Below are 15344 nucleotides of genomic sequence, written 5' to 3' on the forward strand. Positions count from 1 at the left end.
GCAATCCGCTATGCCGGGAAACGGCTCCTCGCCTCAATCGTCGTAGGTTTCGATCGAGCCGAAGGCATAGCCCCGCTGCCTGAGTGCGGAGATCAGGGCTGAAAGATTGGCGTTGCCGTCGTAGTTGTCCCGGAACATCTCGTCATGCATCAGGAGGATGAGCTTGCCGGGACGGACGAACCTGCCGCCGAGGAACAGGTGGTCGATCTCGGAGACGAGGTGTTCGACCGTCTGCACCGGCTTGCCGCGGCTGTCGTGGACCCATTCGTGATCCCAGCCGTAGAGATTGAAGCCGGACGCCGAGACGAACTCGAAATCGATCTCCTCGATTTCGTCCTCGGTCCTGCCGATCGAAAGATCGTCCTTGTAGACGTCGGGCAGGCGGAACACGTCGCGGCCGGGCAGGCGCGCCTGCACCGGCTTGGCCGTCAGGCCGAGCACCTCGTTGGCGCGCATCATGTCGGCGACCACGCCCTCAGTGTCGGCATAGAAATGCCGGTAATGGTCGTGCGCATGGCTGTAGCTGTGGTTGCCGACGGTGACGTGGGGAAGGGATTTCGCCCGTTCGACCAGCGCCCTGTGCGCGGCGCTCGCCTCGGCATGCTTGCCCACCATGAACATCGCCGCCGGAACCTTCTCCGCCTCCAGCACGTCCAGGATGTTCTCGGTTCCCGTCAGCGGCCCGTCGTCAAAGGTGAGATAGATGATTCGGTCGCTTGCCCAGACGGCGGAAACGGCAAGGAAAAGCGACACCGCGGCTGTCAGCAGTGGAGCGAAGCGCAAGGGCACCTCCGGTTGTGACTGGAGGGCGACCTTCGCGAATGGCGACGCATCGTGTCAAGCAGGCCCTGGCCCGCCGGTTGAAATCTCACGGCCTGATCTGGAACCAGCAGGTCACCGGGCTGATCTGCCCGGTGAAGTTGTTGGAGACGATCTGCACGCGCGGCATGATCGGCGCGCTGGCCTGCACGTTGAGGATGCCCGAGCAACTCGTGCCCGCCGTGACGCCGTTGAGGTACTGCAGGTAGACGGCCATCTTGTAGACGTGCTCGCCCTTCTCCAGCCGCAGCACCTGCTCGTCGAACTGCGACGCGAAATTGGCGTGGACGACCGTCTCGTCGTTCACGGTCAGCGAGAAATAGCTGTTGTAGAAGTCGACGAAGCCCGGATTGATCGTGTCCGAGAGCACGATGTTCTGGAAGTCGCGGGTGATGATCAGCGTGGCGGTCTGCGCGGCCGTGGTGCCTCCGGCCTGGCAGTTGACGGTGATGTAGTTGCCGGAGCCGACGATGTTGGCGTTGCAGTTACCCTGATTGTCGATCTGGGCGTGGGCCGGGGCCGAAGCGAGGATCAGAAGGAACAGCCAGGCGCTCGGTCTCATGAAGTGCTGGGCCTTATTGGTTGACGGTGTTGCCGCTGCCGATGATGTTTGCGTTGCCGTCGCCGGTATTGGTGATCGAGCCGCCCTGGCGGGCCTCCTTGAGCAGCGGGGACAGGTCGCCGTAGACCCGAAGCCGGCAGTCGCGCACGCTGTTGAGCTGCGAACCGACTTCCGTGCGCAGCACGCCGACATAGTCCTCGCTGTTGAAGGTCGCAGCGCCCGACAGGCCGAGATCCGCCAGCTTCTTCATCAGACCGCTGAGCTTGGCTTCGGCATTGCCTTCGATCTTCAGGCTGTTGGCACTGCCCGTGTTCTGGAAGTCCCCGCAAACGGCGGCCATCATCGACTGGATGATCTGCTGTGGCGTCTCCTGGGCGGAAGCGGGGCTGGAAAACATACCGGCGCCAGCAAGACCAGCCAGGCATATGCGCCATGCCGGAAAGGATCGTTTCATGATTGGACCCCCGCTGGCGTCGTGTACCGGTTAGAAATAGCCGAGCCGTCACCGCTACAATTACTGTAGCATGCTGCATGCGCGGCCTCCAGCGAAATACTTCGCTGCCGGAGGCGTCCGCTTAGCTTCGGTTTGGCATGTAGATCGTTCGTTCCATTCCGGTGCGGACTTGCCGAGAAATCCTTCGCCGGCGCGACGGATCGGACAGCCGCGCAGGGCGATCTGACCCCCTTGGCTCGGCCGCCGGTGGACCCGAGGCATCGTAGAATAGGCGCGGATGCGAAGACATATGAGATCTCACGCAACTCCGGCGCCGGGGAGGGCCCCGGCGCGGAGACCACGCCTGTTCTCGTGCTCAGGCCGCCGTGCCTGGCGATCTAGGCTCGCTGGTCGGTCCTGTCACGCATGCGCGTGCGGGTCCTGCCTGTGTCCCCAGACGGCCCAGGCCGAAGCCGCGGCGACGAGCACGCCGAGGATGACGTGGGTCCATGCCACCGTCATGTTCGCGGCGAAGCCGAGCAGCCAGGGCGAGACGATCAGCCAGACGCCCAGCGCGAAATTCGCCCATTCCTCCCATTCGGCGAACGCCGTCAGCGTGCCGATCGCAAGGGCGGCGAGAACGACGCCGACGATCCACGCATTCCAGGCGGGCGTGGTTTCGGCGGCGAAGCCGATGACCCAGGGGGAGATGAACAGGCATGCCGCGAGGACGAGGTTGATCCAGTCCTGTCCGGTTCTGCCTTCCGTGAGTGAGCCAGCCATGACAACCTCCATACGAAGCTTGACCGAAGCGTTGACTCCGCGTGCGGAGCACGCTTGCCTTCGAGATGGCTCCGCAATCCCTGCCTTTCAAGGGTTGCGCCCTGTCAGCGGAACAAACCGCGAAACAATTGTTCGTGAACGCGGGCGTGCTCCTGAACAATGAGGTCGATCGCCTGATCTGGGAGGCACTGTACGTGCGCCGTGTCGATTTTGCGCTAGACTGGCGCCCGGCGAAGCGGCACAGCTTCCGGCAGAACAGGGACGACCGGCCAATGAGCGCAGCTTTCCTTTCCCATCTCGCCTCCGAGCTGGAGGGCCTCAGGTCCGCCGGCCTGTATAAATCCGAGCGCGTGATCACCTCCATGCAGTCCGCCGAGATCGAGGTTGCCGACGGCGATAGGGTGCTCAACTTCTGCGCCAACAACTATCTCGGCCTCGCCGACAGCGAGGAGCTGCGCGAGGCGGCGAAGAAGGCCCTCGACCGCTACGGCTACGGCATGGCTTCGGTGCGCTTCATCTGCGGCACGCAGGAGGAGCACAAGCAGCTGGAGGCGAGGATTTCGGCCTTCCTCGGTATGGAGGACACGATCCTCTACGGCTCCTGCTTCGACGCCAATGGCGGTCTGTTCGAGACGCTGCTGTCGGAGGACGACGCCATCGTCTCCGACGCGCTCAACCACGCCTCGATCATCGACGGTGTGCGGCTCTCCAAGGCCAAACGCTTCCGCTATGCCAACAATGACATGGCGGCGCTGGAGGAAGAACTGAGAAAGGCGGCAGGCAGCCGCTTCAAGCTGATCGCCACCGACGGCGTGTTTTCCATGGACGGCATCATCGCCAACCTGAAGGGTGTCTGCGATCTCGCGGAAAAATACGATGCGATGGTCATGGTCGACGACAGCCACGCGGTCGGCTTCGTCGGCAAGCATGGCCGCGGCTCGCCCGAGCATTGCGGCGTCGAGGGCCGGGTGGACATCGTCACCGGCACGCTCGGCAAGGCGCTTGGCGGCGCCTCGGGCGGCTATACGTCGGGCAGGAAGGAAGTCGTCGACTGGCTGCGCCAGCGCTCGCGGCCTTATCTGTTCTCCAACACGCTGATGCCGGCGATCGCCGCGGCCTCGCTGAAAGTGTTCGACCTCATCGAACGGGGCGAGAGCCTGCGCGCAAAACTCTACGACAATGCCGCGCGGTTCCGCACCTCGATGACGAAGCTCGGCTTCACGCTCGCCGGCGCAGACCATCCGATCATCCCGGTGATGCTGGGCGACGCGTCGCTGGCGCAGGAGATGGCGGCAAGGATGCTGAAGCGCGGCATCTACGTCATCGGTTTTTCCTTCCCTGTCGTGCCGAAAGGCCAGGCGCGCATCCGCACGCAGATGTCGGCGGCGCATTCGAGCGCGGATATCGACCGGGCGGTGGAGGCGTTTGGTGAGGTGGGGAGGGAACTGGGGGTGGTGGGATGATATATTCGCTAACGACCGCGCCTCGTCGCACTCCCCTCTGTCCTGCCGGACATCTCCCCCGCAAGGGGGGAGATTGGCAGTTTCGACGAAACCGGTTCTTCTGCAGCGTGGAGGATTGGCGAAACCAAAGCGGCCGGCCAATCTCCCCCCTTGCGGGGGAGATGTCCGGCAGGACAGAGGGGGGTGCGACGAGGCGCCACGCTTCGTGGTTTGCGGACGAGGTTTCCCAATGTCCAACATGATGCGCGCCCTCGTGAAAGCCAAGGCCGAACCCGGCATCTGGATGGAAGAGGTACCGGTCCCGGAGATCGGCCCGAACGACGTGCTGATCAAGGTCCGCAAGACAGCGATCTGCGGCACCGACGTCCACATCTACAACTGGGACAAGTGGGCGCAAAAGACCGTGCCCGTGCCGATGGTGACCGGCCACGAATTCGTCGGCACCGTCGCCGATTTCGGCGCGGCGGTGACGGAGTACAAGGTCGGCCAGCGCGTTTCCGGCGAGGGCCACATCGTCTGCGGCCATTGCCGTAACTGCCGCGCCGGCCGCGGGCATCTCTGCCGCAACACCCAAGGCGTCGGCGTCAACCGGCCGGGCGCCTTCGCCGAATATGTTGCTATCCCGCAGCACAATGTCGTGCCGATCCCCGACGACATTCCCGACGAGGTGGCGGCGATCTTCGACCCGCTCGGCAACGCCGTCCACACCGCGCTCTCCTTCGACCTCGTCGGCGAGGACGTGCTGGTGACCGGCGCCGGGCCGATCGGCATCATGGGCGCGCTCGTCGCCCAGTGCGTGGGTGCGCGAAAGGTCGTCATCACCGACATCAACCCGACGCGGCTGGCGCTGGCCAAAAAGCTCGGCGTGCATCACGTCGTCGACGCCTCGACGGAAAAGCTCGCCGACGTGATGCGCGAGGAGGGCATGCGCGAGGGTTTTGACGTCGGCCTGGAGATGTCGGGCTCCGCCGCCGCCTTCCGCGACATGATCGACGCCATGAACAATGGCGGCAAGATCGCCATTCTCGGCATCGCGCCGACCGGCTTCGAGATCGACTGGAACAAGGTCATCTTCAAGATGCTGACCTTGAAGGGCATATACGGCCGCGAGATGTTCGAGACCTGGTACAAGATGATCGCCCTGGTGCAGGGCCCACTCGACGTCACCGGCCTGATCACCCACCGCATCGGCGTCGACGACTACATCGCCGGCTTCGAGGCGATGAAATCAGGCAGTTCCGGCAAGGTGGTGATGGATTGGGATCAGACCTGATCCGAAATGACCTGCAGGCCTTCCGACAAGCCCGCGTGAGCCAGCCTCCTGTCCAGAGTTGCCAAAACGGCACCCTTGCGTTTCGCCAGCTCCAGATAGGAGGCGTCATAGGCTGTCAGCAAGTGGCGGCGCGCGAGTCCCAGCACCGCAAAATGGTCATCTGATGCATCGATCTCCGGCGACAGATCGACGATCACCGAAATTCCCGTCTGCGTCTCGTCAGCCGTCAGGCGCCCGCGCCGCTCGGCGACCAGGAGGACATTGCGAAGTTCGTGCCAGAAGACGCTCGGTACGACAATCCTATCGGATCTCGCGAGCATCAGCGCCTTCAACGCCGCCGGGGAACTCTCGTCCGGCAAAGCCCAGCTTGCGGCGACCGAACTGTCGACGACAAGTGTCACAGCGGCTTGCGGCCTTCGTCACGCGCCGACAGAATTTCCTCTGTCGTGATCCCGGTCTTTCGGCCTGCCTTCTTCCGATCGAGGATCGCCTGTACCGCGCGCCTTCGACGTTCATGTTCGCCCGTTCCGACTGGAACGATCCGCGCGATCGTCCGCCCATGACGTGTGATGTCGATCGTCTCGCCGCGCTCGACATCGCTCAAGAGGGCTGAGAATTTGGCCTTCGCCTCGGCAGCTTGCACGATCTTCATCGTTTGCTCCAGTTTGACCAGTCGTTTGACCGGTCAATTTACTGATCCGCGCCGTCTTCGGCAAGAATCGATTGCTCTCGCTCGATGCGGCTTCAGGCCTACACGGCGATGAAATTTTCATCTTCTGCCCAAAATTCGAACTTTGTTCGTTGCCCGAAGCGCGGACATCTTGCTATCGGAGCGGGCCCTTCGTTTTAGGTCCGCCGATGCGCCGCCATTTTCGCTCCTTCACCGCCCGGCATGAACCCGGCGGCCAGTTCGTCTCGCACCTGAAATCGGGTGCCGGCGCCGTCCTTGGCATCGGTGCCGTCGGCGGGCTGGCGACGCTGACCGGGCTGCCGCTGCTGATCGCGCCGCTCGGCGCCACGGTGGTGCTGCTGTTCGGCCATCCCGCCAGCCCTCTGGCGCAGCCGATCAACATTTTCGGCGGCTATCTGCTGGCGACCATCCTGGGCGTCGCCGCCGCGCTGGCCTTTCCCGGCCTCTGGTGGGTCGCGGCCGTGGCCGTCGGCGCGGCCATCGCCGGCATGCTGATGCTGCGCATCACCCATCCGCCGGCCGGCGCCATTCCCCTGGTGGCGCTGGCCTCGCCGCTGCAGAGCACGTCGCTGTTCATCACCGTCTTCGTGAGCTGCGTCAGCCTGGTCGGCCTGGCGCTGCTGCATCACCGGCTGCCGCCGCGCATCCAGTATCCGCGGCCGCTGCCGGAGGCCTGATCAGAGCTTCAGCGCCCGCTCCAGCACCTCGATCGCGTTCTGGATCGCCTGCCGCTCGCTGGCGCTCGCCCGGCCGAGCAGCCGCGCCTCGTGCGCCTTCATCAGCGGCACCAGATCGCGGTAGGCGGCGTGCCCGGCGCGCGTCAGCGTCAGGTGCTCCAGCCTGCGGTCGAGCGGATCGATGCCTCGCGCCAGCCATTTGCGCTTCTCCAGCGCCGAGACGGCGCGGCTGACCTTTGTCTTGTGCATGGAGGAATGCGCGCCGATCTCCGTCGCCGTCATCGTGCCGAACTGGCCAAGCGTCGCCAGCGTCCGCCATTCCGGCCGCGTCAGCCCGTGCCGGTCCGCATAGATCTTGGAGAACTCGCGGCTGACCTTGTCCGCCAGCCGGTTCAGCCGGTAGGGCAAAAACTCTTCGAGGGCGAGCAGCGGCTCCTGGCCGGCCCTGCTGGCCGGCATCGGGCGCGGGGCCGAGCGGGCAGGCATGGCGTGCTCCGGCTTGATGGTTGCAAATCCAATTGTTACGGCCGCAACCAAATCGCGTCAACGGCCGGTTCGCTGCCGCTCGATTGTCGAATGCGCCTTGACGGCCGACGCCGATCGCCGTGTTGTAGCTCGACCAGGGAGGATTTGATGAAGCTTGCCAGCCTGAAGAACGGTTCTCGCGACGGACGGCTCGTCGTCGTCTCGCGCGACCTGACGCGCTACACCGACGCCTCCTTCCTCGTGCCGACGCTGCAGGCGGCGCTCGACAATTGGGCGCGGCTGGCACCGCATCTGGAGGCCATGGCCGAATCGCTGGAGACCGGCGCGGTGCCCTCGGTGCGCTTCCACGAGCACGACGCGCATTCGCCGCTGCCGCGCGCCTACCAGTGGGCCGACGGCTCGGCTTACGTGAACCACGTCGAGCTGGTGCGCAGGGCGCGCGGCGCGAAGATGCCGGAAAGCTTCTGGACCGAGCCGCTGATGTATCAGGGCGGTTCCGACGCCTTCCTGCCGCCGCGCGACGCGATCGTCATGGCCGACGAGGCCTGGGGCATCGACCTCGAGGCCGAGGTGGCCGTCATCGTCGACGACGTGCCCATGGGCGCCACGGTCGACGAGGCGCGCTCTGCGATCCGGCTGGTCATGCTGGTCAACGACGTCAGCCTGCGCGGCCTGATCCCGGCCGAGCTGGAGAAGGGATTCGGCTTCTTCCAGTCGAAGCCGTCCTCCGCCTTCTCGCCTGTCGCCGTCACGCCGGACGAGCTCGGCGATGCCTGGGACGGCGGGCGGGTCCGCCTGCCGCTCTCGGTCGAGCTCAACGGCAAGCCGTTCGGGCGCGCCGATGCGGGCGTCGACATGACCTTCGATTTTCCGCAGCTGATCGCCCATGCGGCGAAGACGCGGCCGCTCGGCGCCGGCGCGATCATCGGCTCGGGCACCGTCTCCAACAAGCTCGACGGCGGACCGGGCAGGCCGATCGCTGCCGGCGGCGTCGGCTATTCCTGCATCGCCGAGCAGCGCATGGTCGAGGCGATCGAGGCCGGCGCGGCCAAGACGCCGTTCCTGCGCTTCGGCGACACCGTGCGCATCGAGATGAAGGACAGGAGCGGCCACTCGATCTTCGGCGCCATCGAGCAGACGGTGCGGCGGGCGGGAGAGCAGGAGGGGCAGTGAGCCTCTGGTTTCCGATCCTCACCGGCCTTTGGGGCGTCGTCATGCTCGTCGTCTTCGTCCAGGCGATCCGGCTCTCCTACCGCATCGAGGCGCGCTCGCCGGACCTCGCCAACCGGTCCGGCCTGCCGCGCAACGCCCTGATCTTCCACACCGTGACGAATTCGGGCGTGGCGCGCGATGCCGGGACGCAAGCCATGCGGCGGCGCATGAACGGCCTGCTCGTCGCCAATCTGGTCGGTTTTTTGCTGTTGTGGGCGGGGCTGCAATTTATCGGGTATTAGGAGGCAGAGATATGGAGCTTCTCACCCATTTCCGCCGCATGGCCGAAAACAATCTCTGGTCCAACGACCGCCTCTACCGCGCAGTGCTGGCGCTGCGACCCGGCGAGCTGGATGCGCCGCGCACCAGCTTCTTCCCGTCGATCAGGGAGACGCTGAACCACATCCTGTCGGTCGACCTCTATTATCTCGACATGCTGGAGGAGGGCGGGCTCGGCCTGAATATCTTCGACACCTATGCCGAGAGCGGCGACGCCCGCCAGCTTGCGGAGAGCCAGGCGGCGTTCGACCGCCGTCTTCTCGCCTTCTGCGAGAACCTGGCGGCGGAAGACCTCGACCACCGCGTGCCGACGGACCGCGGCGAAGACGGGATGATCCCCGAACGCATCGGCTACCTGCTCACCCATCTCTTCCAGCACGACATCCACCATCGCGGCCAGGTGCACGCGATGCTGTCGGGCACCTCGGTCAAGCCACCGCAGCTCGACGAGTTCTTTCTCGATTTCGACCGGAAGCTGAGGAAGGAGGAGGTGGAGCGGCTGGGCCTATAGGCTGACGCCGCCTAGCCGATCTGCGAATACGCGCGCCATCAGTTCCGCGGTGCGCGGGTCCTGAACAATCCGGTGCAGTCGGACCAGTTCGGCGAAGACTTCGTCCAGATCGCCGGAATAGATTAGCTCCATATGGTCGTTGACCAGATTTGCCCGGTCTTCGGCCTGCCGCCGAAGGCGCATTTCCCGATCCTGGGCGGTCTCCTTCGAGAAGTCACGCGGCTGCATGGCGCCCTCCCTGACAGAAGCGACATTACCCCTCGGACCTGCAAAAGGGAACGGCTGGCCTTCATTCGTGGAATGCTCATTCGAACACCTTCACCGACTTTGCGTCAAAGCCGGTGAAGAAAATGGCCGATCAGAGCAAAAAACCGCGCCTACGCCGCCTTCTCCTTCAGAACCCCGCGCCGGATCTGGTCTTCCTCGATCGATTCGAACAGGGCGCGGAAATTGCCCTCGCCGAAGCCTTCGTCGCCCTTCCTCTGGATGAACTCGAAGAAGATCGGGCCGATCACGGTCTTGGAGAATATCTGCAGCAGGATCTTCGTCGTGCCGCCGTCGACCACGCCTTCGCCGTCGATCAGGATGCCGTGCTTCTTCATGCGCTCGACGGGCTCGTCATGGCCGGAGACTCTGGCGAACGAGCGCTCGTAATAAGTGTCCGGCGGGCCGGGCATGAATTTCAGCCCGTTGCCGTCCAGCCGGTCGGTGGCGCCGTAAATGTCCTCGGTGCCGACGGCGATGTGCTGGATGCCTTCGCCCTTGTACTTCTTCAAAAATTCCTCGATCTGGCTGGTGTCGTCCTTGGACTCGTTCAGCGGGATGCGGATCTTTCCGCACGGGCTGGTGATGGCGCGGCTGACCAGGCCGGTGATGCGCCCGTCAATGTCGAAATAGTGGATCTGCTTGAAGCCGAACAACTCGCGGTAGAACGCCCACCACTTGTCCATCTGGCCGCGATAGACGTTGTGGGTGAGGTGGTCGAGGTAATAGAAGCCGACGCCTTCCGGCTTCGGATCGCGCTCGCCCAGCCATTCGAACTCCTGGTCGTAGGCAGAGCCCTTCTCGCCATAGTAGTCGACGAAATAGAGCAGCGAGCCGCCGATGCCGACGATCGCCGGCACATCGAGCGTCTTGTCCTGGCCGGTATACGGCGTCGCCCCCTTCGACACGGCATGCTCGAAGGCATGTTTCGCGTCGACCACGCGCCAGGCCATCGACGGCGCGCAGGGGCCGTGCTTCTCGACGAAGCTCATGGCGTGCGAGCCGCGCTGGGCGTTGAGCACATAGTTGATGTCGCCCTGGCGCCAAACGGTGATGTTCTTGGTGCGGTGGCGCGCCACCGGCGTATAACCCATGCGCTCGAACAGCGTGCCGAGCTTCTCCGGCTCGGGATGCGCGAATTCGACGAACTCGAAGCCGTCGGTGCCGGCCGGGTTGGCCTTGCTGATCTTGGCGGGCGGCGCGTCGTGCGGGAAGGGGCCCATGATGTCCTCCAGGCGGTCAGAGTGCGGACTTGCCGGAATCATACGCCGATCGGCCCGCATTGTGCTTGCATTCGCGGGCGCCCGGTGCTGCATTGATGCACGGTTCGTGCATGTGAGCGGAAAAGACGATGAACGGCGAGCGTCTGGACGATTTCGACCGCAAGATGCTGGCGCTTCTGCAGGACGATGCGCGGCTCACCAACAACGATCTGTCGGAACGCGTGAACCTGTCGCCGTCGCAATGCTCGCGCCGCCGCCAGCGGCTGGAGGAGGAGGGCTTCATCACCGGCTACCGGGCGCGGCTCGACCGCGACCGGCTGGGCTTCCCCCTGGTCAGCGTGATCTCGGTGACGCTCGCCACCCACAACCGCGACAATGCGCGCCGCTTCGGCGAGCTGATCGCCCGCCTGCCCGAGGTGCAGGAGGCGCACGCGCTCACCGGCGAGATGGACTATTTCCTCAAGGTGGTGACTCCCGACTTGAAGGCGCTGTCGCGCTTCGTCAACGACGAACTTTTGCCGCACGATTCCGTGCAGCACGTGAAGACGGCGATCGTGCTGGAGACGCTGAAGGAGACCGGAGCGCTGCCTTTGTGAATGCGCTCCAGGTTCGGGAGTTGGAAACGGTGGACCGAAAACGAGCGATCACGCCACTTCCAGACCTTGCCGCAAATCCTCGTATCGCCGGCAGGGTTCTCGCAAACCTTGCCAGGTCATGAGCCCACTGGTAGCGTCAAGTCGAGTGGGGATATCTACTTTAGATGTGCATGCCGTTGTTCGAACATAGCTTTTCACATTGCAAGGGATCTCCGTCATGTCGGACACACCTCAACAAGGCCTCGATCGTCGCGACTTCATGATCGCATCGATTGCCACGCTCGGGGCGTCTGCTGCCCTCGCCGCCGGCAGTGGTGATGCGAATGCCCAGGAGGCGGCGACACCCCCTGCCGATCCGGCATCGGGCACCGTCTACACCGGCGAAACAATCCAGGGAAAAAAGGTCGTCAGCGGGCTCGACGTCGACGATCTCGAGCCGGGGCAGAAGCACTTCCTGTATTTCCAGGGCGTGCAGATGCCGAGCGGACAGCACTGGTATGTGTCCGTGACGGTGGCCAGGGGGGCGAAGCCGGGCAAGCGCGTCGTGCTCACCAGTGGCGTGCATGGCGACGAGATGAGTTCCATCCACACAGTCCAGACGGTGATGAACCAGCTCGACCCGGCCGCCATGTCGGGCACGGTCATGGCGGTCACGGATATTGCCCGCCCGGCCATCGAAAGCATGCAGCGCAGATGGCCCAACTCGGGCAGGGGCATCGATCTGGTCGACATGAATCGGGTGTGGCCGGGGAACGAGAACGACATCACCGCACCCAGCCGGCATGCCGGGCTGCTGTTCAACCGGCTGCTGCGGCCGAACGCCGACTTCGCGATCGACTTCCATACCGGTACGACCGGGTTCGAGGTCGCCGCGTTCAATATCGCCGAGATGGACGTGCCCGAGATCAAGGCGATGGCGGAGCTATATCCCGTCGGCCAGATCTTCGACAACCCTACCTATCCCAGCGTGCTCCATAACGCGTTCAACGCCGCGGGCATTCCGTCCTTCTGCCCGGAGATCGGGGCTGCCCGGCACCTCGACCTCGAAATGATCGCGCTGTTCGTGGAAGGCACGATGAACGTGCTCAAGCATCACGGTATCGTCGCCGGGCCGATGGGGCGCACCGGCAAGGACGTGCATGTCTTCGTCGGCAACAGTGCCTTCCCGATTTTGGCGACGGAGGGCGGGATCGTCGAGCATCTGGTCAAGCTCAACGACAAGGTCGAGCCCGGCCAGAAGCTGGCCATCCAGCGCAACGGTTTTGGCGAGGTGGTCGCGGAATATACCAGCGGCGTGGCCGGGGAAGTGACGGGCCAGCGCAGCGACGCCATGTCCGAGCCCGGCAACCCGCTGGTGTTCGTCCTGTTCAACAAGCCGACGCCGGAGGGTGCTGAATCCTATCCCGAGTAATGTTCACGCCGACACCTTGGCGACCGGCCTTGCCGGCCGCCAGTGCTCATGGCGAGAACATTGGCGACTGGCCTGCCGGCACAACTATTCTCATCCTGCGGTGCGAGCCCGCACGATATTGGATGGAAGCGATATCATCGACGGGCGAGCGTCGAGGGACGCACCACAAATTGCAGTCCGCTCACCCCTTCGCCTGTTTGGCCGCCATAAAAATATTGGTCGAGCGCGCGCCGGAGCGGCAGTAGGCGAAGACCGGGCCGGGAATCTCGTCGAGCGCCTCGGCCATCTCAGCAACATCCTCTTCGGTCATCTGGCCGCTGGTGAAGGGGATGTGGCGGAAGACGAGTTCCGCGGCTTCCGCCGCCACCGCGATCTCGGCCGCGCTCGGCTGGCCGGGCTGCTCGTCGTCGGGGCGGTTGCAGATGATGGAGCGGAATCCCGCCTCCTTGATGGCGCGGATGTCGTCGGCGGCGATCTGGCCGGACACGGCGTAGTCGTCGGTAACCTGGCGGATGTCCATGGGTAGAAGCTCCGGAGAAATCTCTGCCGGTGTCATGCCACCGCGCGGGCGTCGCCGCAACCGCTGCATTGCGCCGCGGCCGGCTTCAGGGCGACGCACCGCCCCTGAAGCGGGGATCAGACCGGTCGCTCGCTATCAAGCATTGCCATCTGGTGCTCGTCGTAGCGCGAGCCCGCCGCGGCACCCTTCGGCGCCGCCCGCTCGATCGCCGCCAGATCGTCCGGCGACAGCGCGAGGTCGAGCGCGCCCAGCGCCTCGGCGAGCCGGTCGCGCCGCCGCGCGCCGATCAGCGGCACGATGTCGTCGCCCTGCGCCAGCACCCAGGCGATGGCGATCTGCGCGACGCTGGCGCCGCGGCTGTCGGCCACACGCCGCAGCGCCTCGACGAGGGCGAGATTGCGCTCGAGATTGCCGTCCTGGAAGCGCGGGCTGCGGCCGCGGAAATCCCCGGCCTGCGTCGCCCGCTGCCTGTCCCAATGGCCGCTGATCAGCCCGCGCGACAAGACCCCATAGGCGGTGATGCCGATGCCGAGCTCGCGGCAGGTCTGCAGGATGCCGTTCTCGATGCCGCGCGAGATCAGCGAATATTCGATCTGCAGGTCGGCGATCGGGTGGACGCTTGCCGCGCGCCGGATCGTCTCGGAGCCGACCTCCGACAGGCCGATATGTCTGACATAGCCGGCCTTCACCAGATCGGCGACGGCGCCGATGGTCTCTTCGATCGGCACGTTGGGGTCGAGGCGCGCCGGCCGGTAGATGTCGATCGCCTCGACGCCAAGCCGCTTCAAGCTGTAGGCGGCCGCGGTCTTCACCGCGCTGGGGCGGCCGTCGAAGCCGAGCCAGGAGCCGTCCGGCCCGCGCTGCGCGCCGAACTTCACGCTGATCGCCACCGTGCCGGTGCTGCGGGCGCGCAGCGCCTCCGCGATCAGCAGCTCGTTGTGGCCCATGCCGTAGAAATCGCCGGTATCGAGCAGCGTGATGCCGGCGTCGAGGGCCGCATGCAGCGTCGCCAGGCTTTCCTCGCGGTTGGCCGGACCGTAGAGGTCCGACATGCCCATGCAGCCCAGCCCGAGCCTCGACACGAGCGGGCCGGTTTTTCCGAGGGTGCGTTCGTCCATCTTTCTCTCCATTCGCGACGCGGCTCATGCAGGAGCCTTGAGCGCGAAGATGGCGCATGCTCTACTGTGCGATAAGCTGCCCTTGTCGAAACAGACCGTGCGGAATTCCGTACAATGCCGAACGACCTCAACCTGCTCGCCGCTTTCGCCGCCGTCGCCCGCCGTCGCAGTTTTCGCGCTGCCGCGGCCGAGCGCGGTGTGTCGCCGTCGACGCTGAGCCAGCAGGTGCGCGACCTCGAGGCGGTGCTCGATCTGCGCCTGCTCAACCGCACCACGCGCTCGGTCGCCCCCACCGAGGCGGGGCGGCGCCTGCTGGAGCGGCTGTCGCCGGCGCTGGCGGACATCGCCGCAGCCGTCGGCGACCTGCGGGCCGCCGACGACGCGCCGGCCGGCACGCTGCGCATCAATGCGCCGCAGCCGGCCATCGAGCTGGCGCTGGCGCCGCTCATGGGTCCGTTCCTCGCCGCGCATCCGCGCGTAAAACTGGAGATCGTCGCCGAGACGGCGTTCATCGACATCGTCGCCGCCGGCTTCGATGCCGGCGTGCGCTGGGGCGAAAGCCTCGCCCAGGACGTGATCGCGGTGCCGCTCGGGCCGCCGCAGCGCTTCGTCGTCGTCGCCGCGCCAGAGCTCGTGGCAGCCGGTCCGCCAGTCGAGCGGCCGCGCGACCTGCTCGGCCGGCCGTGCCTGCGCATCGTTTATCCCAGCGGCCTCAGGCCCGTCTGGGAGTTCGAGCGCGACGGCGTCGTCGAGAAGATCGACGCCGACGGGCCGCTGCTGACCACCAACCTCACCGCCCAGCTCCAGGCCTGCCTCGACGGCGTCGGCTTCTGCGCCACCTTCGAGGACTATGTGCGCGAGCATATCGAGGCCGGCCGCCTCGTCACCGTGCTCGACGACTGGTGCCCGCCCTTTCCGGGACCCTATCTCTATTATCCCGGGCGGCGCCACGTGCCGGCGCCGCTGCGCGCCTTCGTCGATTTCGTCAGGCGGCGCAACCGCTCCGGCTAGCTGCCGGAACGA

At 65.3% G+C, this 15344-nt stretch carries 20 protein-coding genes; 9 read left to right on the plus strand and 11 right to left on the minus strand.

All coding sequences use genetic code 11. The annotated features are described in order from the left end of the window. Positions 1-33: 33 nt before the first annotated feature. The 4 genes from C7I84_RS10520 to C7I84_RS10535 form a co-directional block, all read right to left on the minus strand. Positions 34-789 (minus strand): polysaccharide deacetylase family protein, encoded by a 756-nt coding sequence (locus C7I84_RS10520; RefSeq protein WP_425351322.1) that lies wholly within the window; start codon positions 787-789, stop codon positions 34-36. 79 nt (positions 790-868) lie between these two features. Next, positions 869-1381: a hypothetical protein gene (locus tag C7I84_RS10525; RefSeq protein WP_106772127.1), complete on the minus strand. Its 513-nt coding sequence runs from the start codon at positions 1379-1381 to the stop codon at positions 869-871. 13 nt (positions 1382-1394) lie between these two features. Further along, positions 1395-1778 carry a hypothetical protein gene (locus C7I84_RS10530; protein ID WP_133170084.1) on the minus strand — a complete coding sequence of 128 codons (384 nt, stop codon included), beginning with the start codon at positions 1776-1778 and terminating at the stop codon, positions 1395-1397. Between the two features lie 456 nt (positions 1779-2234). Beyond that, positions 2235-2597 carry an SPW repeat protein gene (locus C7I84_RS10535; RefSeq protein WP_106772129.1) on the minus strand — a complete coding sequence of 121 codons (363 nt, stop codon included), beginning with the start codon at positions 2595-2597 and terminating at the stop codon, positions 2235-2237. A gap of 272 nt (positions 2598-2869) precedes the next feature. Here C7I84_RS10535 and C7I84_RS10540 point away from each other — a divergent pair, with 272 nt between their 5' ends. Both C7I84_RS10540 and tdh read left to right on the plus strand, forming a co-directional pair. Continuing rightward, positions 2870-4060: a glycine C-acetyltransferase gene (locus tag C7I84_RS10540; RefSeq protein ID WP_106772186.1), complete on the plus strand. Its 1191-nt coding sequence runs from the start codon at positions 2870-2872 to the stop codon at positions 4058-4060. A 229-nt stretch (positions 4061-4289) separates the two neighbouring features. Next, complete coding sequence (tdh, locus tag C7I84_RS10550) at positions 4290-5333, plus strand: L-threonine 3-dehydrogenase (protein ID WP_106772131.1); 1044 nt, start codon at positions 4290-4292, stop codon at positions 5331-5333. Here the strand turns inward: tdh and C7I84_RS10555 are convergent. Both C7I84_RS10555 and C7I84_RS10560 read right to left on the minus strand, forming a co-directional pair. Next, entirely contained in the window at positions 5324-5734 is a 411-nt protein-coding gene (locus tag C7I84_RS10555) for a type II toxin-antitoxin system VapC family toxin (protein WP_106772132.1), read from the minus strand. The genes tdh and C7I84_RS10555 overlap by 10 nt on opposite strands. Beyond that, positions 5731-5985 (minus strand): type II toxin-antitoxin system Phd/YefM family antitoxin, encoded by a 255-nt coding sequence (locus C7I84_RS10560; RefSeq protein WP_106772133.1) that lies wholly within the window; start codon positions 5983-5985, stop codon positions 5731-5733. The genes C7I84_RS10555 and C7I84_RS10560 overlap by 4 nt, the downstream gene beginning before the upstream one ends. Before the next feature lie 206 nt (positions 5986-6191). Here C7I84_RS10560 and C7I84_RS10565 point away from each other — a divergent pair, with 206 nt between their 5' ends. Then, positions 6192-6701, plus strand: coding sequence for an HPP family protein (locus C7I84_RS10565; protein ID WP_106772134.1), 510 nt, complete (start codon positions 6192-6194; stop codon positions 6699-6701). On the opposite strand, the gene C7I84_RS10570 is transcribed toward C7I84_RS10565, so the two are convergent. After that, positions 6702-7187, minus strand: coding sequence for a MarR family winged helix-turn-helix transcriptional regulator (locus tag C7I84_RS10570; RefSeq protein WP_245428381.1), 486 nt, complete (start codon positions 7185-7187; stop codon positions 6702-6704). A 147-nt stretch (positions 7188-7334) separates the two neighbouring features. Here C7I84_RS10570 and C7I84_RS10575 point away from each other — a divergent pair, with 147 nt between their 5' ends. The 3 genes from C7I84_RS10575 to C7I84_RS10585 are packed head-to-tail and all read left to right on the plus strand — an operon-like array spanning position 7335 to position 9189. Beyond that, entirely contained in the window at positions 7335-8360 is a 1026-nt protein-coding gene (locus C7I84_RS10575; RefSeq protein WP_106772135.1) for a fumarylacetoacetate hydrolase family protein, read from the plus strand. Then, positions 8357-8641, plus strand: a complete 285-nt coding sequence (locus C7I84_RS10580) for a hypothetical protein (protein WP_245428382.1) — start codon at positions 8357-8359, stop codon at positions 8639-8641. Before C7I84_RS10575 ends, C7I84_RS10580 begins: the two co-directional genes overlap by 4 nt. Positions 8642-8652: 11 nt before the next feature. Further along, positions 8653-9189 carry a DinB family protein gene (locus C7I84_RS10585; protein WP_106772136.1) on the plus strand — a complete coding sequence of 179 codons (537 nt, stop codon included), beginning with the start codon at positions 8653-8655 and terminating at the stop codon, positions 9187-9189. Here C7I84_RS10585 and C7I84_RS10590 read toward each other — a convergent pair. Next, entirely contained in the window at positions 9184-9417 is a 234-nt protein-coding gene (locus tag C7I84_RS10590) for a hypothetical protein (RefSeq protein ID WP_106772137.1), read from the minus strand. The two genes, C7I84_RS10585 and C7I84_RS10590, sit on opposite strands and share 6 nt — an antisense overlap. Positions 9418-9566: 149 nt before the next feature. Beyond that, complete coding sequence (gene hppD, locus C7I84_RS10595) at positions 9567-10676, minus strand: 4-hydroxyphenylpyruvate dioxygenase (RefSeq protein WP_106772138.1); 1110 nt, start codon at positions 10674-10676, stop codon at positions 9567-9569. Positions 10677-10804: 128 nt separating this feature from the next. Here hppD and C7I84_RS10600 point away from each other — a divergent pair, with 128 nt between their 5' ends. Together C7I84_RS10600 and C7I84_RS10605 are read left to right on the plus strand one after the other, a co-directional pair. Beyond that, positions 10805-11272 carry an Lrp/AsnC family transcriptional regulator gene (locus C7I84_RS10600; protein WP_106772139.1) on the plus strand — a complete coding sequence of 156 codons (468 nt, stop codon included), beginning with the start codon at positions 10805-10807 and terminating at the stop codon, positions 11270-11272. Between the two features lie 217 nt (positions 11273-11489). Beyond that, positions 11490-12683 (plus strand): M14 family metallopeptidase, encoded by a 1194-nt coding sequence (locus tag C7I84_RS10605; RefSeq protein WP_106772140.1) that lies wholly within the window; start codon positions 11490-11492, stop codon positions 12681-12683. A gap of 181 nt (positions 12684-12864) precedes the next feature. Here C7I84_RS10605 and C7I84_RS10610 read toward each other — a convergent pair whose 3' ends face one another. Both C7I84_RS10610 and C7I84_RS10615 read right to left on the minus strand, forming a co-directional pair. Further along, complete coding sequence (locus C7I84_RS10610) at positions 12865-13203, minus strand: protein tyrosine phosphatase family protein (RefSeq protein WP_106772141.1); 339 nt, start codon at positions 13201-13203, stop codon at positions 12865-12867. Between the two features lie 116 nt (positions 13204-13319). Continuing rightward, positions 13320-14321, minus strand: coding sequence for an aldo/keto reductase (locus C7I84_RS10615; RefSeq protein WP_106772142.1), 1002 nt, complete (start codon positions 14319-14321; stop codon positions 13320-13322). A 114-nt stretch (positions 14322-14435) separates the two neighbouring features. Here C7I84_RS10615 and C7I84_RS10620 point away from each other — a divergent pair, with 114 nt between their 5' ends. Then, entirely contained in the window at positions 14436-15332 is an 897-nt protein-coding gene (locus tag C7I84_RS10620) for a LysR family transcriptional regulator (RefSeq protein ID WP_106772143.1), read from the plus strand. The last annotated feature ends 12 nt before the right edge of the window (positions 15333-15344 follow it).

This window comes from Kumtagia ephedrae (assembly GCF_003012745.1).
Taxonomy (GTDB): Bacteria; Pseudomonadota; Alphaproteobacteria; order Rhizobiales; family Rhizobiaceae; genus Kumtagia; species Kumtagia ephedrae.

What these genes read in the sequence shown, in the direction of transcription:
- C7I84_RS10525 (WP_106772127.1), bottom strand. Translation starts at nt 1,381, where the DNA reads ATGAGACCGAGCGCCTGGCTGTTCCTTCTGATCCTCGCTTCGGCCCCG.
- C7I84_RS10530 (WP_133170084.1), bottom strand. Translation starts at nt 1,778, where the DNA reads ATGTTTTCCAGCCCCGCTTCCGCCCAGGAGACGCCACAGCAGATCATC.
- C7I84_RS10535 (WP_106772129.1), bottom strand. Translation starts at nt 2,597, where the DNA reads ATGGCTGGCTCACTCACGGAAGGCAGAACCGGACAGGACTGGATCAAC.
- C7I84_RS10540 (WP_106772186.1), top strand. Translation starts at nt 2,870, where the DNA reads ATGAGCGCAGCTTTCCTTTCCCATCTCGCCTCCGAGCTGGAGGGCCTC.
- tdh (WP_106772131.1), top strand. Translation starts at nt 4,290, where the DNA reads ATGTCCAACATGATGCGCGCCCTCGTGAAAGCCAAGGCCGAACCCGGC.
- C7I84_RS10560 (WP_106772133.1), bottom strand. Translation starts at nt 5,985, where the DNA reads ATGAAGATCGTGCAAGCTGCCGAGGCGAAGGCCAAATTCTCAGCCCTC.
- C7I84_RS10565 (WP_106772134.1), top strand. Translation starts at nt 6,192, where the DNA reads ATGCGCCGCCATTTTCGCTCCTTCACCGCCCGGCATGAACCCGGCGGC.
- C7I84_RS10570 (WP_245428381.1), bottom strand. Translation starts at nt 7,187, where the DNA reads ATGCCTGCCCGCTCGGCCCCGCGCCCGATGCCGGCCAGCAGGGCCGGC.
- C7I84_RS10575 (WP_106772135.1), top strand. Translation starts at nt 7,335, where the DNA reads ATGAAGCTTGCCAGCCTGAAGAACGGTTCTCGCGACGGACGGCTCGTC.
- C7I84_RS10585 (WP_106772136.1), top strand. Translation starts at nt 8,653, where the DNA reads ATGGAGCTTCTCACCCATTTCCGCCGCATGGCCGAAAACAATCTCTGG.
- C7I84_RS10590 (WP_106772137.1), bottom strand. Translation starts at nt 9,417, where the DNA reads ATGCAGCCGCGTGACTTCTCGAAGGAGACCGCCCAGGATCGGGAAATG.
- hppD (WP_106772138.1), bottom strand. Translation starts at nt 10,676, where the DNA reads ATGGGCCCCTTCCCGCACGACGCGCCGCCCGCCAAGATCAGCAAGGCC.
- C7I84_RS10600 (WP_106772139.1), top strand. Translation starts at nt 10,805, where the DNA reads ATGAACGGCGAGCGTCTGGACGATTTCGACCGCAAGATGCTGGCGCTT.
- C7I84_RS10605 (WP_106772140.1), top strand. Translation starts at nt 11,490, where the DNA reads ATGTCGGACACACCTCAACAAGGCCTCGATCGTCGCGACTTCATGATC.
- C7I84_RS10610 (WP_106772141.1), bottom strand. Translation starts at nt 13,203, where the DNA reads ATGGACATCCGCCAGGTTACCGACGACTACGCCGTGTCCGGCCAGATC.
- C7I84_RS10615 (WP_106772142.1), bottom strand. Translation starts at nt 14,321, where the DNA reads ATGGACGAACGCACCCTCGGAAAAACCGGCCCGCTCGTGTCGAGGCTC.
- C7I84_RS10620 (WP_106772143.1), top strand. Translation starts at nt 14,436, where the DNA reads ATGCCGAACGACCTCAACCTGCTCGCCGCTTTCGCCGCCGTCGCCCGC.